General features: G+C 62.3%; 13 protein-coding genes. All 13 read right to left on the minus strand.

The window, feature by feature from the left end; all coding sequences use genetic code 11:
- Nucleotides 1–44: 44 nt before the first annotated feature.
- Nucleotides 45–326: a 30S ribosomal protein S19 gene (rpsS, locus tag IEY43_RS12510; protein ID WP_022874134.1), complete on the minus strand. Its 282-nt coding sequence runs from the start codon at nt 324–326 to the stop codon at nt 45–47.
- Nucleotides 327–338: 12 nt separating this feature from the next.
- Nucleotides 339–1,178, minus strand: a complete 840-nt coding sequence (gene rplB / locus IEY43_RS12515) for a 50S ribosomal protein L2 (RefSeq protein ID WP_188948921.1) — start codon at nt 1,176–1,178, stop codon at nt 339–341.
- A gap of 31 nt (nt 1,179–1,209) precedes the next feature.
- The gene (rplW, locus tag IEY43_RS12520) at nt 1,210–1,512 is read right to left on the minus strand and encodes a 50S ribosomal protein L23 (protein WP_188948922.1); all 303 of its coding nucleotides are present in this window, start codon (nt 1,510–1,512) and stop codon (nt 1,210–1,212) included.
- The gene (gene rplD / locus IEY43_RS12525) at nt 1,509–2,111 is read right to left on the minus strand and encodes a 50S ribosomal protein L4 (RefSeq protein ID WP_047119680.1); all 603 of its coding nucleotides are present in this window, start codon (nt 2,109–2,111) and stop codon (nt 1,509–1,511) included. The genes rplW and rplD overlap by 4 nt, the downstream gene beginning before the upstream one ends.
- Before the next feature lie 4 nt (nt 2,112–2,115).
- Entirely contained in the window at nt 2,116–2,766 is a 651-nt protein-coding gene (rplC, locus tag IEY43_RS12530) for a 50S ribosomal protein L3 (protein WP_188948923.1), read from the minus strand.
- 20 nt (nt 2,767–2,786) lie between these two features.
- A complete protein-coding gene (gene rpsJ / locus IEY43_RS12535; RefSeq protein ID WP_013349689.1) occupies nt 2,787–3,095 on the minus strand; it encodes a 30S ribosomal protein S10 in 309 nt (102 codons plus the stop codon).
- A gap of 414 nt (nt 3,096–3,509) precedes the next feature.
- Nucleotides 3,510–7,271 (minus strand): hypothetical protein, encoded by a 3,762-nt coding sequence (locus IEY43_RS12540; protein ID WP_188948924.1) that lies wholly within the window; start codon nt 7,269–7,271, stop codon nt 3,510–3,512.
- Nucleotides 7,272–7,467: 196 nt separating this feature from the next.
- Nucleotides 7,468–8,658, minus strand: coding sequence for an elongation factor Tu (tuf, locus tag IEY43_RS12545; RefSeq protein ID WP_113607438.1), 1,191 nt, complete (start codon nt 8,656–8,658; stop codon nt 7,468–7,470).
- Nucleotides 8,659–8,898: 240 nt separating this feature from the next.
- Nucleotides 8,899–11,013 carry an elongation factor G gene (gene fusA / locus IEY43_RS12550; RefSeq protein WP_188948925.1) on the minus strand — a complete coding sequence of 705 codons (2,115 nt, stop codon included), beginning with the start codon at nt 11,011–11,013 and terminating at the stop codon, nt 8,899–8,901.
- A gap of 69 nt (nt 11,014–11,082) precedes the next feature.
- Nucleotides 11,083–11,553, minus strand: a complete 471-nt coding sequence (gene rpsG / locus IEY43_RS12555) for a 30S ribosomal protein S7 (RefSeq protein WP_188948926.1) — start codon at nt 11,551–11,553, stop codon at nt 11,083–11,085.
- On the minus strand, nt 11,553–11,927 hold the full coding sequence (gene rpsL / locus IEY43_RS12560; protein WP_188948927.1) for a 30S ribosomal protein S12: 375 nt from the start codon (nt 11,925–11,927) through the stop codon (nt 11,553–11,555). Before rpsL ends, rpsG begins: the two co-directional genes overlap by 1 nt.
- Nucleotides 11,928–12,376: 449 nt before the next feature.
- Entirely contained in the window at nt 12,377–13,594 is a 1,218-nt protein-coding gene (locus IEY43_RS12565; protein ID WP_188948928.1) for a phospholipase D-like domain-containing protein, read from the minus strand.
- Between the two features lie 213 nt (nt 13,595–13,807).
- The gene (locus IEY43_RS12570; RefSeq protein ID WP_188948929.1) at nt 13,808–17,698 is read right to left on the minus strand and encodes a DNA-directed RNA polymerase subunit beta'; all 3,891 of its coding nucleotides are present in this window, start codon (nt 17,696–17,698) and stop codon (nt 13,808–13,810) included.
- Between the last annotated feature and the right edge of the window lie 34 nt (nt 17,699–17,732).

Here is a 17,732-nt window from a genome sequence, read left to right on the forward strand (position 1 = left end):
TCTATCGAAGAAGTGCTAAGCGATCACTAGTTCCCTTGCGGGGCCTAGCGGCGCTTGCCCTTCTTGTCGTCCTTTACGTGGCCACGGAACGTGCGGGTTGGAGCAAACTCACCGAGCTTGTGACCAACCATGGATTCGGTAACGAACACAGGAATGTGCTTGCGACCGTCGTGCACGGCGATGGTGTGTCCCAGCATGTCCGGGATGATCATCGAACGGCGGGACCACGTCTTGATGACGTTCTTGGTGCCCTTTTCGTTTTCAGCAACGACCTTCAGGAACAGGTGCTGATCGACGAAGGGGCCTTTCTTCAGGCTGCGTGGCATGTTTCCAGGCTCCTATCGCTTGTTCTTGCCGGTCTTGCGACGACGCACAATGAGCTTGTCGCTTTCCTTGTTCGGACGACGGGTGCGTCCTTCACGCTTACCGTTAGGGTTGACCGGGTGGCGACCACCGGAGGTCTTACCCTCACCGCCACCGTGTGGGTGGTCGATCGGGTTCATGGCTACACCACGCACGGTTGGGCGAACGCCCTTCCAGCGCATGCGGCCGGCCTTGCCCCAGTTGATGTTGATCTGCTCGGCATTGCCAACTTCGCCGATGGTTGCGCGGCAGCGCACATCAACGTTGCGGATTTCGCCGGAAGGCAGACGCAGCTGGGCGAAGCGACCCTCACGGGCTACCAGCTGGATCGAAGCACCAGCGGAACGAGCCATCTTGGCGCCGCCGCCTGGGCGGAGCTCCACAGCGTGAATCACGGTACCAACCGGGATGTTACGCAGCGGCAGGTTGTTGCCTGGCTTGATGTCAGCGTTCGGACCGGCCTCAACGGTGTCACCCTGGTTGAGGTTGTTCGGTGCGACGATGTAGCGCTTGGTGCCGTCCACGTAGTGGAGCAGGGCGATACGAGCGGTACGGTTCGGGTCGTACTCGATGTGAGCAACCTTTGCCGGAACGCCGTCCTTGTCGTGACGACGGAAGTCGATCACGCGGTATGCGCGCTTGTGTCCGCCACCCTTGTGTCGGGTGGTGATCTTACCGGAGTTGTTACGGCCACCGCTCTTGGTGAGCGGGCGAACCAGCGACTTTTCCGGAGTCGATCGGGTGATTTCTGCGAAGTCGGCTACCGACGAGCCGCGCAGGCCCGGGGTAGTCGGCTTAAACTTACGAATTCCCATTTATTCTATTCCTCGTTAAAGTGGTCTCCGCTTAGGAAAGCGGACCGCCGAAGATGTCAATCGAACCGTCCTTGAGGGTGATGATTGCACGCTTGGTAGCCTTGCGTGCACCCCACCCGAACTTGGTGCGCTTGCGCTTACCAGTACGGTTGATGGTGTTCACGGAATCAACCTTGACGTTGAAGATCGCTTCAACGGCATTCTTGATTTCCGACTTGTTCGAACGCGGGTCGACCAGGAAGGTGTACTTGCCTTCGTCGATCAGACCGTAGCTCTTTTCCGATACGACCGGTGCGATGACCACGTCGTGTGGAGCCTTGGAGAAGGTGCTCACTTGGCTTCCTCCTTCTGGACCAGGGCATCGAATGCAGCCTTGGTGAAGACTACGTCATCCGAAACCAGAACATCGTAGGTGTTCAGCTGGTCGACGTACAGAACGTGCACAGCGGCGAGGTTGCGCACGGAGAGTGCAGCAACATCGTTGGCGCGATCGATGACGACAAGCAGGTTCTTGCGCTCGGTCAGCGAACGCAGGGTTGCCAGTGCTTCCTTGGTCGACGGGGTTTCACCGGCAACCAGGTTTTCAATGACGTGGACGCGATCGAAGCGTGCGCGATCCGACAGGGCGCCGCGCAGTGCAGCAGCCTTCATCTTCTTCGGGGTACGCTGCGAGTAGTCGCGCGGGGTTGGGCCGTGGACGATGCCGCCACCGGTCATGTGAGGAGCGCGGATCGAACCCTGACGGGCGCGGCCGGTACCCTTCTGCTTGAACGGCTTGCGACCTGCACCCGAAACCTCGGAGCGGTCCTTGACCTTGTGGGTACCCTGACGGGCAGCAGCCAGCTGTGCAACGACAACCTGGTGCAGCAGCGGGACGTTGGTCTGTACGTCGAAGATCTCTGCAGGCAGTTCGACGTTAAGTGCCTTGGTCATTTACTTATGCTCCCTTCACGGCGGTGCGTACGAGGACGACGCGGCCGCGGGCGCCTGGAACGGCACCCTTGATCAGCAGGAGGTTCTTCTCAGCGTCGATGGCGTGGATGGTCAGGTTCTGAGTCGTTACACGCTCAGCACCCATGCGACCGGCCATCTTCTGTCCACGGAAAACGCGACCTGGGGTCGATGCGCCGCCGATGGAACCTGGCTTACGGTGGTTCTTGTGAGCACCGTGCGAAGCGGAGACGCCAGCGAAGTTGTGACGCTTCATAACGCCGGCGAAGCCCTTGCCCTTGGAGGTGCCAACGACGTCGACCTTCTGGCCGGCTTCGAAGAGCTCTACGGACAATTCCTGGCCAGCTGCGTACTCGGCAGCGTCTGCGGTGCGCAGCTCTACCAGGTGACGACGTGGGGTCACGCCTGCAGCTTCGAAGTGACCTGCCAGTGGCTTGGTTACCTTGCGCGGATCGATCTGGCCGTAGCCGATCTGAACTGCGGTGTAGCCATCGCGGTCAGCGTTGCGAAGCTGGGTGACAACGTTGCTATCAGCCTGCACGACGGTGACAGGGATCAGGTTGTTGTTCTCGTCCCAAACCTGGGTCATGCCGAGCTTCGTGCCCAGCAGGCCCTTAACATTGCGGGTTGCGGTCATAGTTTTCTCGCCACCTCCCCTTAAAGCTTGATTTCGATGTTGACGTCCGCCGGCAGGTCGAGACGCATCAGCGAATCAACAGCCTTCGGGGTCGGATCGACGATGTCGATCAGACGCTTGTGCGTGCGCATTTCGAAGTGCTCACGGCTGTCTTTGTACTTGTGTGGCGAACGGATAACGCAGTACACGTTCTTCTCCGTTGGCAGCGGCACTGGGCCGACTACGGTGGCGCCTGCGCGCGTTACCGTCTCAACGATCTTCCGGGCTGAAACGTCAATGACCTCGTGGTCATACGACTTCAGCCGGATGCGGATTTTCTGTCCCGCCATGGCGTCATGCCTCTTTCTGATAGCACTATTAACAAGTTCTGTGCCTAATACGGGCTCTTACGAACCGGCACGCCTTACGCTGCGGCTGAATCCGAATGAAATCCGGGTTCCTCAACCTCAGGAGGCTCCGACCCCCGAAGTCGGGCGTGTCGCGAAAATTTTAGTCACGACAGCTCGCAAAAGTTTTCACTTTCAACGAGGGCCTTATAGCTTGAAGCAGTTGTATCGATCCCGAACCCCAGGCATTATCCTGCGTGAGAGTCGATCCCGGTCGTTCAAACCAGCCGATTACCCCAAAAATCGGGGATCGGGTTGCACCGAAGCAACTTATCTAGTCTGACAGGTCGGCGGGGATCGCGCAAATCTTTTATGCGCATCCGGGCGCGTGATCTTGACCTCACGCGCCCTCAAGGGCTAGCCAAGCTGCCCCGGCTCCTGCTCGTCGCCGTCTGCCCCAGGCCTGCCGCGCGGCGGCTGTGGAGCATCGGCAACCGGGAACTGGCCCGGCCGGGAATCCCGCGACGCCGCAGCGTCGGCCGGTCCCCCACCCTGCTTGGAGCCGTCCACCCGGGAGAGCTTAATGACCGCGGCGACGATCAGCCCCGCCCCGAGGATCACCAGCCAGAAGAATGCCAGTGACCGCAGCGACCAGAGCACCGCCAGGGTTACGGTGGCTGCGCCCCACCAGATGTAGAGCCTCCGGCCCTGCTTCAGTCCGTAGGCAATCAATGCCGCGAAGAAGACGAGCGCGTAGATCCTGGCGACTTGGCTGGCATCGGCGAGGTTCGCCAACATCGCCAGGTTCGCCATGACGCCTCCGGCGACAAGATACCGGTGCGCCAGCACCGGTGTTTTCTGCAGGTGGCGCCAGACGGCGAGCAGCACGAGCACCAAGCTTGCATAGGACGCCAGGATGCTGGCCGCCGGGAGGTGAGCCAGGGTCGCATAGCTGCTGACTCCCAGGTAGACGGCCAGCGGAAGCAGCAGGTCGACGGTGAACGGCTGCAACCGCGGCGGGCATTCGAAGACCCGCAGGGCCACTGCCACTGCGAAGACCAGTGCGGCGCCGCCCAGCACCGAGCCGGGGCTGTGATTCTCCAGATGCGCCAAGGTTCCGGCGGCGAAGGCCGAAGCCAGCCCCATCAGCAGATACAGCCGCGAGGAGGATCCCTTGGCATCTTCCGCCCGGTACTGCGCTGCGGGATAGCTCGGCCGCGTCCCGGCAAAGCGGCCGTGGGTTGCCGCCATGATATAGAAGATGAAGGCGGCGGCCAGCAGCGCCCAGACCACGTCCATGCTCTGCAACCGGTTCAGCAGCTGCTTGTCGCGCCATAGCTGCACCGAGTACAGCAGAGCGCCGCTGGCGAAGATGCCGGCGCCTAGCGCGAACCAGGCGACTGATCGGGTATGCACCATCAGGGCGAAGATCGCTGCGGCCAGCACGGCGCTGGCAATCACCCAGCCCTCGGCGGGGTTCCAGGCGTTGAGCACCAGCAGCGGGAGGAACATCCCCGCGCCGAGCGCTACCCCCAGGTTCTGGCGGTCTCGCAGGAGCCACTCCGCGGCCGCCACCGAAGCGGAAAGAACCAGCAACAGCACGAAGGCAACGGTGGTATCCCACCACGAGCTGCGGATCCATCCGGTCTGCACGGGCAGGTTCCAAGCGGGAACCTGGATCAGCGCGAGCAGGCCAAGCAGCGGCGCGATCAGATAGTACTGCCGCCGCCATCCCTCCGAACGTTCCGCCAGATACAGCACTGCCCCGTACAACCCGAACAGCAGGCTTTCCAGCAGCAGCACTCCCCTGTCCGCGGCCAGCCCCCAGCCGGCGTAGGCCAGCGTGGATACGGGGATGAAGGCCAGCATGCCCCACGCGATAAAGCGAAGTTCATTGCGCAGTTCCCGGCGCCGACGCCATGCGGTTCCGAGCCGGGCAAGCTGCGGCAGGATCAGGGATACGGTGAACATGGCGAACTGCCCGTGGCGGTCGAAGTCCATATGCTCGGTGAACCACCAGACGGCGCTGGAGAAGGTGAGCTGGGCGGCGCCCGCGTAGGCCATCTTCCAGCCGGCAAGCTGAGACCGTCGGGATTCGACCAGGTAATAGGCCAAGATCACCAGGGCGAACACCGGTGCAGGCTGCCACAGGCTCACGCCCAGGCTCAGCAGGTAGACCAGGGCCAGGACACCGGCCGCGATGCAGCGCACCGCCTGTTCCACGTTCCGGCTCACGGGTGCGGCACGCAGTGCGGCCACGATGGTCAGCCCGATGGTGAGCGCCGCGCCCGCAACAAACCATTCGACCGTCTCCAGGCCGTAGAAGGATGCGGTGTCCGCGGCGTCAAGGCCGACGAGCAGGGTCAGGCTCGCCAGCGCCAGGCCCGCGCTGGCGGCCATACGTAGCAGGCGCAGGTCGACACTTCGGAAGACCAGCGTCTGGTTTCCGGCGGCCGCGATGTCAACGGCCCACCAGATGAAGAGGACAGCCCACAGGCCCAGGACGCCGGCCATGCCGGATGCCGCGGGCTGCGCCGGGTGCAGCAGCTCGCCCACCGCGGCGCCAGAGGTGACGCCAAGCGACAGGCACAATGCCCACGCGATCATCCGGTAGGCAAGGCTCCACGGTCCCGCGATCCGCGGCCGCAGGGCGAGCACAACCAGCAGGGCCGCTCCCAGCGTGGGCAGCAGCCGCCATGGCTCTCCGGCCGCATCCATTCCGGGAAGGACGGCGAGCACCAGCAGGGCCGCGAGTTCGATCTTGGCCTGCCACCACAGCGCGGGGACCGCAGCGAGCATGAGCACCGGCACCACCGCGAAGCTGATCAGCCAGATAGCAGCGCCAAAACCCGCCAACTCATAGGCGGTGACCACAGACAGAACCGTCAGCATCCACAGCGTTGCCCGCTCGATGCGCCACAGCGTTACGTCGAGCTTGAAGATGGCTCGGTAGCTTTCGCCGGCCAGTACGACCAGCAGCGCCTGGGCGGCGAACAGTACCGCCACAACCAGCGCGGTGGATGAGGCCGGCAGCTCCAGCAGTGCGCAGCCGGCGATGACCGTGAGCAGGGCGCTGGCCCGGGCGGCCAGGAAGCGCAAGTGCCGCGCCGTGGCAAACAGCCGGACGGACAGCAGCAGCTGAATCGTCAGCAGGAAGAAGACCCAGAGGAAGTCCCGGGCCGCCAAGTCCGGGGACAGCACGACAGCCAGGGCCAGCACCAGCGCGGGAAGCAGCTGGGCCGTGGCCTGCAGCGCCTGGAAGAAGATGGAGGCGCGCACCGCCGGGCTGCGCGTGGCCGCGAGCAGCAGGATGATCGAGAGCACCAGCAGGAAAAGCAGGTAATAGAACACGCCGCGCTGCATGCTCGCCGCGCCGGCCATGGCGGTGCTGACCAGGATCAGCACGGCAAGCCATGCGAGCACGCGGGAACGGAAGCGCACCGTGGCGTAGCCGACCGCCACTGTGGCAATGGCGGAGAAAACCAGCCACACTGTCGGCCCGCTGAGGTGCACGGTGTTGTAGGTCGCTATGGCGCACAGCGGGAGCAGGGCCAGTCCGGTGCCGGCGAATGCTGCAGCCGCGGGCCGGAGGGATTCCCGGGTGGCATGGACCACCAATCCCCCGCCGTAGAAGGCAACGGCCAGCGCGAAGAGCGCCACGAGTTTGGCCAATGGCGGCAGGGCGAAGCTGAGGAAGAGCGCGCCCGCTGCCACGATCATCAGGGCGGCAACATAGAGGGTCACGTTGATATTGCGCAGCTCGCGTTCCCGCTTGCTCAGAACCTTGGCCGCCGCGGCCGGAGCCGGAGGCTGGGCCGCCGCCCGGTTTCCGGTGGTCTGCAGGATGCGCGGCCGCTCGCGCCACGAGCCCGGATCCCCATTAGCAGTTGAGGAGGTGGCAAGCGGCGGCTGTATCGCATCAAGCGGGAGGACTGCGGCAGGCTGTTGCTCCGCCGGTTCGGGAGTCGCCGGTTCGGGAGCGGCTGGTGCGGGAGCGTGGTCGGCGTGCTGCGGTGCTGTTGCACCGCGTGGCTCGCCGAGGTATTGGACCGCGGCGTCATAGCCTTCCCGCCAGGCGGTCGCGCGGGCCTCGCGCAGGGCCGGCGCGTCGCTGGAGGGAGCCTGACGGCCCCTGTTGCGGCCGACAAAGTATGCCGCCGCGATGAATACCAGTGCCACGACTATTTCCATCGCCTCGGCGCTCCCCTCGCAAATGATTCTTCAATCTGGCGGTAAAACCCCGCCCGCATCAATTAGACCACCTTTTAGAATTACTCGCTACTCTAGGCGCCGTTTAAGACAGAAATCCCCGCCACTCGTAATGAGTGGCGGGGATTGCCGATAGACCACCAGGGTCTAGATCGTCAAGCAGAAACTACTTGGTGATCTTGGTGACCTTGCCCGAACCAACGGTGCGGCCGCCTTCGCGGATAGCGAAGCCGAGGCCCTCTTCCATGGCGATTGGCTGGATCAGCTCAACCGACATTTCGGTGTTGTCGCCTGGCATAACCATTTCGGTGCCCTCTGGGAGGGTGATAACGCCGGTAACGTCGGTGGTGCGGAAGTAGAACTGCGGACGGTAGTTCGAGTAGAACGGGTTGTGACGTCCGCCTTCGTCCTTCGACAGGATGTAGACGTTGGCTTCGAAGTTGGTGTGCGGGGTGATCGAGCCTGGGGCTACGACAACCTGGCCGCGCTCAACATCGTCGCGCTTCAGACCGCGAAGCAGCAGACCACAGTTCTCGCCTGCCCAAGCTTCGTCGAGCTGCTTGTGGAACATCTCGATACCGGTAACGGTGGTCTTCTGGATCGGGCGGATGCCAACGATCTCGACCTCGGAGTTGATGGCCAGGGTGCCACGCTCGGCGCGACCGGTCACCACAGTACCGCGACCGGTAATGGTGAAGACGTCCTCGATCGGCATCAGGAATGGCTTGTCGCGGTCGCGAACTGGATCCGGGATGAAGGTGTCAGCAGCGTCCATCAGTTCTTCAACAGCTGCAACCCACTTTGGATCGCCTTCCAGCGCCTTCAGAGCGGAAACCTTGATGACTGGTGCGTCGTCGCCATCGAAGCCCTGCGAGGACAGAAGTTCGCGAACTTCCATCTCCACGAGCTCGAGCAGCTCTTCGTCGTCAACCATGTCGGACTTGTTCAGTGCGACCATCAGGGTAGGAACACCAACCTGGCGGGCCAGCAGAACGTGCTCGCGGGTCTGAGCCATTGGGCCGTCAGTTGCGGCAACAACCAGGATCGCGCCGTCCATCTGGGCAGCACCGGTGATCATGTTCTTGACGTAGTCAGCGTGGCCTGGAGCATCAACGTGTGCGTAGTGACGCTTCTCGGTCTGGTACTCGATGTGCGAGATGTTGATGGTAATACCGCGCTGGCGCTCTTCCGGAGCCGAGTCAATGTTAGCGAAGTCGCGCTGCTCGTTCAGATCCGGGTACTTGTCAGCCAGGACCTTGGAGATCGCTGCGGTCAGAGTGGTCTTACCGTGGTCAACGTGACCGATGGTACCAATGTTGACGTGCGGCTTGCTGCGCTCGAACTTTGCCTTTGCCACAAGTTCCTCCTAGAAACATTTACAGAAGACTTTCTTCGTCTGCGCGGTTCGCAAACGAACTTCAAATAGTCTACTGGGGGCGTGGATAAATATGGAAATTTCGGTCCTCTGCGGGCCCTGCATGTGATGCAAATCCCTCGTTGGCCGTTTGCAAGGCCGGCGTCGACGGATCTCCGCCGGCCTTGCGATCGGCCACTTCCCCACACGGGGGTCACGGCCAAGTTTTGGTTCCTTCGGCGATTATTCGCCGCGGGACTTCTGGATGATCTCGTCGGCAACTGCCTTCGGGACCTCAGAGTAGCTGTCGAAGGTCATCGAGTAGACTGCACGACCCTGGGTCTTCGAACGCAGGTCACCAATGTAACCGAACATCTCAGACAGTGGAACGCCAGCGCGGATGACCTTGACGCCTGCGGCGTCGGACATCTCCTGGATCGAGCCACGGCGGGAGTTCAGGTCGCCGATAACGTCGCCCATGTACTCTTCCGGGGTACGAACCTCAACGGACATCAGCGGTTCAAGCAGAACAGGGTTGGCGCGGCGTGCACCTTCCTTGAAGACCTGCGAACCGGCGATCTTGAACGCCATTTCCGAGGAGTCAACGTCGTGGTAGGCACCGTCGATGAGGGTGGCCTTCACGCCGACCAGCGGGTAGCCGGCGAGGATGCCGTACTGCATGGCGTCCTGGATACCAGCGTCAACCGACGGGATGTACTCACGAGGCACGCGACCGCCGGTGACGGCGTTCTTGAACTCGTAGGTAACGCCGTCCACAACTTCCAGAGGCTCGAAGGAGACCTGGACCTTTGCGAACTGGCCCGAACCACCGGTCTGCTTCTTGTGGGTGAAGTCGACCTTCTCCACAGCCTTCTTGATGGTTTCGCGGTATGCAACCTGCGGCTTGCCGACGTTGGCTTCCACGCGGAATTCGCGCTTCATGCGGTCCACCAGGATATCCAGGTGGAGTTCGCCCATGCCGCCGATTTCGGTCTGGCCGGTGTCTTCGTTCAGCGAGACGGTGAAGGTTGGATCCTCCGCCGACAGCTTCTGAATAGCGGTCGACAGCTTTTCCTGGTCGCCCTTGGTCTTTGGCTCGATGGCCACGAAGATCACTGGATCCGGGAAGGTCATCGATTCGAGGACGATCGGGTTCTGCGGATCGCACAGGGTGTCACCGGTGGTGGTGTCCTTCAGGCCGATCACAGCGTAGATGTGACCTGCGTGGATCTCGTCTACCGGCTGTTCCTTGTTGGCGTGCATCTGGAAGAGCTTGCCAACGCGTTCCTTCTTCTGCTTGGTCGAGTTCAGCAGCTGTGCGCCGGACTCTGCCTTGCCGGAGTAAACGCGGATGAAGTTCAGCTGGCCGAAGAACGGGTGAGCAGCGATCTTGAAAGCCAGTGCCGAGAATGGTGCATCCTCGGAAGGCTCGCGAGTGAGCTCGATTTCCTCGTTCTTTGGATCGTGACCCACCATGGCGCCCACGTCGAGCGGGGTTGGCAGGAAGTCGATCACGGCGTCCAGCATCGGCTGGACACCACGGTTCTTGAACGCCGAACCACAGAAGACCGGGTAGGCTTCCGAGTTCACGGTCAGCTTGCGAATGCCGGCCTTGAGCTCGTCGATGGAGATCTCTTCGCCTTCGAGGTACTTCTCCATGAGCTCTTCGGATGCCTCTGCGACATCTTCAATCAGCTTGGCGCGGTACTCTTCGGCCTTTTCCTGCAGGTCTGCAGGAATTTCGCGAGTCTCGTAGGCGGCACCCATGGTGACGTCACCCTTGGAGTCGCCTTCCCAGACGAATGCCTTCATGGTCAGCAGGTCCACCACGCCGGTGAACTCCGACTCGGAGCCGATTGGCAGCTGCATGACCAGCGGCTTGGCACCCAGGCGGTTGATGATGGTGTCTACGGTGAAGTAGAAGTCAGCACCGAGCTTGTCCATCTTGTTCACGAAGCAGATACGTGGAACGTTGTACTTGTCAGCCTGACGCCAAACGGTCTCGGACTGAGGCTCAACGCCTTCCTTGCCGTCGAACACGGCAACGGCGCCATCGAGCACGCGCAGCGAGCGCTCCACCTCAACGGTGAAGTCAACGTGGCCCGGGGTATCGATGATGTTGATCTGGTTCTTGTTCCAGAAGCAAGTCACGGCCGCGGAGGTAATGGTGATACCGCGTTCCTTTTCCTGCTCCATCCAGTCGGTGGTTGCGCCACCGTCGTGGGTCTCACCGAGCTTGTGGTTTACACCCGTGTAGAAAAGGATGCGCTCGGTAGTAGTGGTCTTACCGGCATCAATGTGAGCCATGATGCCGATGTTGCGGACCTTGTTCAGGTCAGTCAGCACGTCCTGTGCCACGTTGTCTCCCTAAGAGGTGATGCTGGAACTGCTGGGCGCCGGTAGACGCCCAGCAATTCCAAGCGGTTCTTACCAGCGGTAGTGGGCGAATGCCTTGTTGGACTCGGCCATCTTGTGAGTGTCTTCGCGACGCTTCACAGCTGCACCCAGACCGTTCGAAGCATCCAGGATCTCGTTCATCAGACGCTCGATCATGGTCTTCTCGCGGCGAGCCTTCGAGTAGCCAACCAGCCAGCGCAGAGCCAGTGCGGTTGCACGGCCTGGCTTGACCTCAACAGGAACCTGGTAGGTCGCGCCACCAACACGGCGGGAACGAACCTCAAGGGCCGGACGGATGTTATCCATGGCCTTCTTGAGGGTCGACACTGCGTCGGCGCCGGACTTTGCAGCTGCACCTTCGAGTGCACCGTAAACAATGCGCTCTGCGGTGGACTTCTTGCCGTCCACGAGAACCTTGTTGATCAGCTGAGTGACCAATGGGGAATCGTAAACTGGATCAGAAACTAGTGGGCGCTTTGGCGCCGGACCCTTACGAGGCATTACTTACCATCCTTCTTTGCACCGTAGCGGGAACGAGCCTGCTTACGATCCTTCACACCCTGGGTATCCAGAGCACCACGAACAATCTTGTAGCGGACACCTGGCAAGTCCTTCACACGACCACCGCGAACGAGCACGATGGAGTGTTCCTGCAGGTTGTGACCGACACCTGGAATGTAAGCGGTGACCTCAATACCACCGGCAAGGCGCACACGTGCGACCTTACGCAGTGCCGAGTTCGGCTTCTTCGGGGTGGTGGTGTACACGCGAGTGCACACGCCACGGCGCATTGGGTTGCTCTTAAGGGCAGGAGCCTTGGTCTTTACGACCTTAGGCGAGCGGCCCTTGCGGACCAGCTGCTGAATAGTAGGCACTTTCGTGTCCTTCCATTGTCTAAGTTCTTCGGCACGGCATCGGAGCGGCGGCCTTATGGGGGCTGACACTTTCCTCTGCAGCACTAACTGCTTGCTTTACCGCCCATCCAGGATCAGAATGTCCCTAGGCGTGCGAAAGTGTGGCATTCGTTGCGCAACCTACCCGCAACCCGGACCGTGTCCATTTTGCCACACATAAAACAATTGCCTTAACTCTAGCATTAATCGGCCCCTGCACCATGAACAGTAAGCTATCTCACCGTCCGGGCACCGTGCGATTGCTGCTTGATGCCACCGGCCGGCGAGGAACTTGGCTCCAACCTATCCCCCGCGCGTGAACGCGCCGCCGCCACGAGATGGCGCTCCGTTGAACAGGACATGGAAGGATTCGCCATTGGAACTAGTAGCTAACTCATGCAGAAGATAAATCTACTTTGACGATCCCGATGCTACTCGCTGACCGGCATGCCGACCTGCACCAGCCTCCGGGCATTGTCCTGGTAGGCCTTGACCGCCTTGCGGTTGTGCAGTTCCAGGATGGCCTCGTCATTGCGCCGCAGGCTGGTGGAATTGTAATTGTGGCTGCCGGTGAAGACGAATGAGGAGTCCCCGCGGCGTCCTTCCGGCGAGGCGTTGTCCCGCATTCCGGAAACCACGAGGTACTTCGAGTGCACACGTCCTGTAGTAGACGTATCCTCTACTGAGCGGTGTTCGATACCCGCTGCAGCCAGGACACCGGCGACCTGCTCGCCGACCGGTCCGGCGGCCACGCTGACGGCGCAGCCCTGGCTCTTGAGGCGTCCGAGTTCTTCGGCGATGGCGGTGCGCGTATCGTCCCACTCGCTCATGGCGACCGCCACCGTGCTGTTCTTGTTTTTGCACTGCAGCTCAGAGAGCCGCTGCGCCACCGGGTCGGCAGCGGCCGCCGGGAAGAAGCGCGCCACCGTTGCTCCGGACGGGCCGCGCGAGGCCTCGGTGCGGTGGTAATCCGGGGTCTGCTCCATGCGGGCCATGTCCGCATGGTAGGAATGGTAGGCGCGGTACAGCCCGTCATCGCCGGTCACGGTCAACGCATTGTTCCAGTAGCTCACATGGTTCACATCCGTGACATTGGCAGACGACTGCACCACCACGTTCTGCTGGCCGGAGACCGAGGAGAACAGCGCGAACTTGTTGTGCATGCCCTTGGTCCCCTGGCAGGAGCTGGTGTTGCCTTCGGGCGACTTGTTCGAGCACACCGCCACCCAGGAGCCTTGGCTCGTGTCGGTGCCCAGCGTCTTGATCAGCCGCGCCGCCGGGGCCTTGGAAATCTGCCAGCCGTCCATCACCACCTGGATATTGACTCCGCGCGCGTGGGCCGCCAGCAGCTGGTCGACGTAGTCTTCACCGCTCTGCCCCGAGATCACGAAGGCCGCCAGCGAAATGGTGGAACCTGCATCGGCCTGCTTGAAGTAGGAGCACAGCCGTTCGGCAACCGCTCCGGCCGTATCCTGCAACGGATCGGAGAACACCGCGCCGGTTTCCACCTTCACCAGCGGCGCCGCGGCGCAGGGCAATTCGGGCTGCTTGCCTGGGTCGATCCGCTGCGCGGCCTGTGCCGGCAGGGTGCTGAAGAGCAGACCGAGTCCCATGGCCCCTGCTGCGATGGCCTTCAATGTCGTGTTCAACTTCTCCGAGTCTCCTTTGCGGTTCGTGGCGGGTGTCGGGGATCTCCCCCGCCCGCGGTCAACCACTGCACCGTTTCATCCCTGGATGAGCAAAGGGTAACTGCACGGTGAACAGATGCTTTCCGGCTTAAATGCGGAAGCGCCCGCCGCACACTTGCGTGTGCGGCGGGCGCCCTACGAGCTAGCTAGCTGCCAGCCTCGGTGCCGTCCGGTTTAGCGGAAGTCCGAGCCGTGGTCGTAGTCGTCCATCGAGATGGCGCGGAATTCGGGCGACAGCCCGCCTTCCAGCGCATCGTCGTACAGACCCGAGGAGAATGCCGAGGTGCCGGTGAACAAAGTTGCCTTTGCCTCGTCGGTTGGCTCGACGTCGACCTGGGTGTAGCGATCCAGACCGGTACCAGCCGGGATCAGCTTACCGATGATCACGTTCTCCTTCAGACCGCGCAGCGGATCTTCCTTGCCCTCCATCGCGGCCTGGGTCAGTACGCGGGTGGTTTCCTGGAAGGAAGCAGCCGACAGCCACGAGTCGGTGGCCAGCGATGCCTTGGTGATACCCATCATCTCGTCGCGGCCTGCGGCCGGACGCTTGCCCTCGGCGACGGCCTTGCGGTTCGCAGCGGTGAAGCGCGAACGGTCGGCCAGCTCGCCCGGGAGCAGCTCGGTCTCGCCGGACTCGATGACGGTGACGCGACGCAGCATCTGTCGGACGATGACTTCCACGTGCTTATCGTGGATGCCCACACCCTGGGACTGGTACACGTCCTGGACCTCGCGGACCAGGAACTTCTGCGCCTCGCGTGGGCCCAGAACTCGCAGTACCTGCTTCGGGTCCAGGGTACCGCTGGTCAGCTGGGTACCGGCGATGATGGACTGGCCATCTTCCACCAGCAGACGGGCACGACGCAGCACCGGGTAGGCCTGCTTCTCGTCGCCGTTGTCCGGGGTCACCACAACACGCAGCTGCTTCTCGTCGTCCTCGATCGACACGCGACCGGAGACCTCCGACATCGGAGCCACACCCTTCGGGGTACGGGCTTCGAAGAGCTCCTGGATACGGGGCAGACCCTGGGTGATATCGTCGGCCGATGCCACACCACCGGTGTGGAAGGTACGCATGGTCAGCTGGGTACCGGGCTCGCCGATGGACTGCGCGGCGATGATGCCCACGGCCTCGCCGATGTCCACGGTCTTGCCGGTGGCCAGCGAACGGCCGTAGCACATGGCACAGGTTCCAACAGCCGAGTCGCAGGTCAGCACGGAGCGGACGCGGATTTCATCCACGCCTGCAGCGTACAGCTCGTCGATCAGCACGTCGCCTGCATCCGAACCGGCGGCGGCCAGTACGTTGCCTTCGGCGTCCTTGACGTCGGCGGCCAGCGTACGGGTGTAGGCCGAGTTCTCCACGGTCTCGTGCTTGATGCGGATGCCCGAGGAGGAGTCCGCGATCGCGACGGTCAGGCCGCGCTTGGTGCCGCAGTCCTCTTCGCGAACGATGACGTCCTGCGAGACGTCCACCAGACGACGGGTCAGGTAACCCGAGTTGGCGGTCTTCAGCGCGGTATCCGCCAGGCCCTTGCGGGCGCCGTGGGTTGCGATGAAGTACTCCAGCACCGACAGGCCCTCACGGTAGGAGGACTTGATCGGACGCGGGATGATCTCGCCCTTAGGGTTGGACACCAGGCCACGGATACCGGCGATCTGGCGCAGTTGCAGCCAGTTACCACGAGCCTTGGAGGTCACCATGCGGTTAATGGTGTTCAGCTCTTCCATGCCGTTCTTCATGGCCTCGGCAACCTCGTCGGTGGCCTTGGTCCAGATGTCGATCAGGTCCTGGCGGCGTTCGATGTCGGAGATCAGGCCCTTGTCGTACGAACCCTGCACCTTGCGGGCGCGTTCCTCGTACGGCTCAAGGATTTCGGCCTTGTTCATGTTCGAGGTGATGTCCGAGATCGCCACGGTGATGCCCGAGCGGGTAGCCCAGTGGAAACCGGCATCCTTCAGGTTGTCCAGCGTTGCCGCTGCGACAATCTTCGGGTAGCGCTCGGCCAGGTCGTTGACGATGTCCGAGAGCGCATCCTTGCCGGCCACGCGGGAAACCCACGGGTAGTCCGCAGGCAGGGTGTCGTTGAACAGCACCTGTCCCAGCGAGGTCTCCAGCAGTGCCGGGGTGCCCGGCTCCCAGCCCTCGGGGGCCGGCTGCTCGTCCGAAGGAACGAAGTTGTCGACACGCACCTTGATCGGGGCGTTCAGGTGCAGCTCGCCGCGGTCCTTGGCCATGATGGCCTCGGAAACCGAGGAGAACACGCGACCGGCGCCCGTCTCGTCCTCACGCTTGGTGGTGAGGTGGTGCAGGCCGATGATCATATCCTGCGAAGGCAGAGCCACCGGACGGCCGTCCGAAGGCTTCAGGATGTTGTGCGAGGACAGCATCAAGATGCGTGCTTCAGCCTGGGCTTCGGGGCTCAGCGGCAGGTGGACTGCCATCTGGTCGCCGTCGAAGTCGGCGTTGAACGCGCCGCAAACCAGCGGGTGCAGCTGCAGGGCCTTGCCTTCGACCAGCTGTGGCTCGAAGGCCTGGATGCCCAGGCGGTGCAGGGTAGGTGCGCGGTTCAGCAGTACCGGGTGCTCGGTGATGATCTCTTCGAGGACATCCCACACCTGCGGACGGTAGCGCTCAACCATGCGCTTGGCGCTCTTGATGTTCTGCGCGTGGTTGAGGTCAACCAGGCGCTTCATCACGAACGGCTTGAAGAGCTCCAGGGCCATCTGCTTTGGCAGACCGCACTGGTGCAGCTTCAGCTGCGGGCCGACCACGATGACCGAACGGCCCGAGTAGTCAACACGCTTACCCAGAAGGTTCTGGCGGAAGCGGCCCTGCTTGCCCTTGAGCATGTCGGACAGCGACTTCAGCGGACGGTTGCCCGGTCCGGTGACCGGACGGCCGCGGCGGCCGTTGTCGAACAGCGAGTCCACAGCTTCCTGCAGCATGCGCTTTTCGTTGTTCACGATGATCTCCGGCGCACCGAGGTCAAGCAGGCGCTTGAGTCGGTTGTTGCGGTTGATCACGCGGCGGTACAGGTCGTTCAGGTCCGAGGTGGCGAAACGGCCACCGTCGAGCTGGACCATCGGGCGCAGCTCCGGCGGGATCACTGGAACGGCGTCGAGCACCATGCCCTTTGGCGAGTTGCCATTGGCCAGGAATGCGTTGACGACCTTCAGGCGCTTGAGGGCGCGGGCCTTCTTCTGGCCCTTGCCGTTCTCGATGATGCCCTTGAGCTCTTCGGCTTCGCCTTCAAGGTCGAAGTTCTCCAGACGCTTCTGGATCGCCTCGGCGCCCATGGAGCCTTCGAAGAACAGTCCGTACTTCTCGCGCATGGTGCGGTACAGGCCTTCGTCGCCTTCGAGGTCGGCGACCTTCAGGCCCTTGAAGCGCTCCCAGACCGCACGCAGGCGCTCGGACTCGGCCTTGGCGCGCTTGTCGATCTGCAGCACGGTCTTCTCGGCCAGGGTGCGGGCCTTGTTCAGCTCGGCGTTCTTGGCGCCGTCTGCTTCCAGACGCTCCAGCTCGGCTTCCAGGTCGGCTGCAACAGCCTTCTTGTCGGCCTCGGCGTTGTTGGCCAGCTGGCGCAGCTCAAGGTCGTGCTGTGCCTGCAGGTTCGGCATCTCCGCGTGGCGGCGATCCTCGTTCACCGAAGTGATCATGTAGGCAGCGAAGTAGATGACCTTTTCCAGGTCCTTCGGAGCCAGGTCGAGCAGGTAGCCCAAGCGCGATGGAACGCCCTTGAAGTACCAGATGTGGGTCACCGGAGCGGCAAGCTCGATGTGTCCCATGCGCTCGCGGCGCACGTTGGCACGGGTGACCTCGACGCCGCAGCGCTCGCAGATGATGCCCTTGAAGCGCACGCGCTTGTACTTGCCGCAGTAGCATTCCCAGTCGCGGGAAGGACCGAAGATCTTTTCGCAGAAAAGACCGTCCTTCTCCGGCTTCAGGGTGCGGTAGTTGATGGTTTCAGGCTTCTTGACCTCGCCGTAGCTCCAAGCGCGGATTTCGTCCGCGGTGGCGAGGTTGATGCGCATGAGGCCGAATGAGGAATCGTTGGACATATGGTCCTTTTCTCTCTTCTTTGGTGTCTGAAGT

It is taken from the genome of Glutamicibacter protophormiae (assembly GCF_014647495.1).
Lineage (GTDB): Bacteria > Actinomycetota > Actinomycetes > Actinomycetales > Micrococcaceae > Glutamicibacter > Glutamicibacter protophormiae.

Excerpts from the sequence above, each read along its gene's own strand:
- rpsS (WP_022874134.1), bottom strand. The coding sequence starts at position 326 with ATGCCACGCAGCCTGAAGAAAGGCCCCTTCGTCGATCAGCACCTGTTC.
- rplB (WP_188948921.1), bottom strand. The coding sequence starts at position 1,178 with ATGGGAATTCGTAAGTTTAAGCCGACTACCCCGGGCCTGCGCGGCTCG.
- rplD (WP_047119680.1), bottom strand. The coding sequence starts at position 2,111 with ATGACCAAGGCACTTAACGTCGAACTGCCTGCAGAGATCTTCGACGTA.
- rplC (WP_188948923.1), bottom strand. The coding sequence starts at position 2,766 with ATGACCGCAACCCGCAATGTTAAGGGCCTGCTGGGCACGAAGCTCGGC.
- rpsJ (WP_013349689.1), bottom strand. The coding sequence starts at position 3,095 with ATGGCGGGACAGAAAATCCGCATCCGGCTGAAGTCGTATGACCACGAG.
- rpsG (WP_188948926.1), bottom strand. The coding sequence starts at position 11,553 with ATGCCTCGTAAGGGTCCGGCGCCAAAGCGCCCACTAGTTTCTGATCCA.
- IEY43_RS12570 (WP_188948929.1), bottom strand. The coding sequence starts at position 17,698 with ATGTCCAACGATTCCTCATTCGGCCTCATGCGCATCAACCTCGCCACC.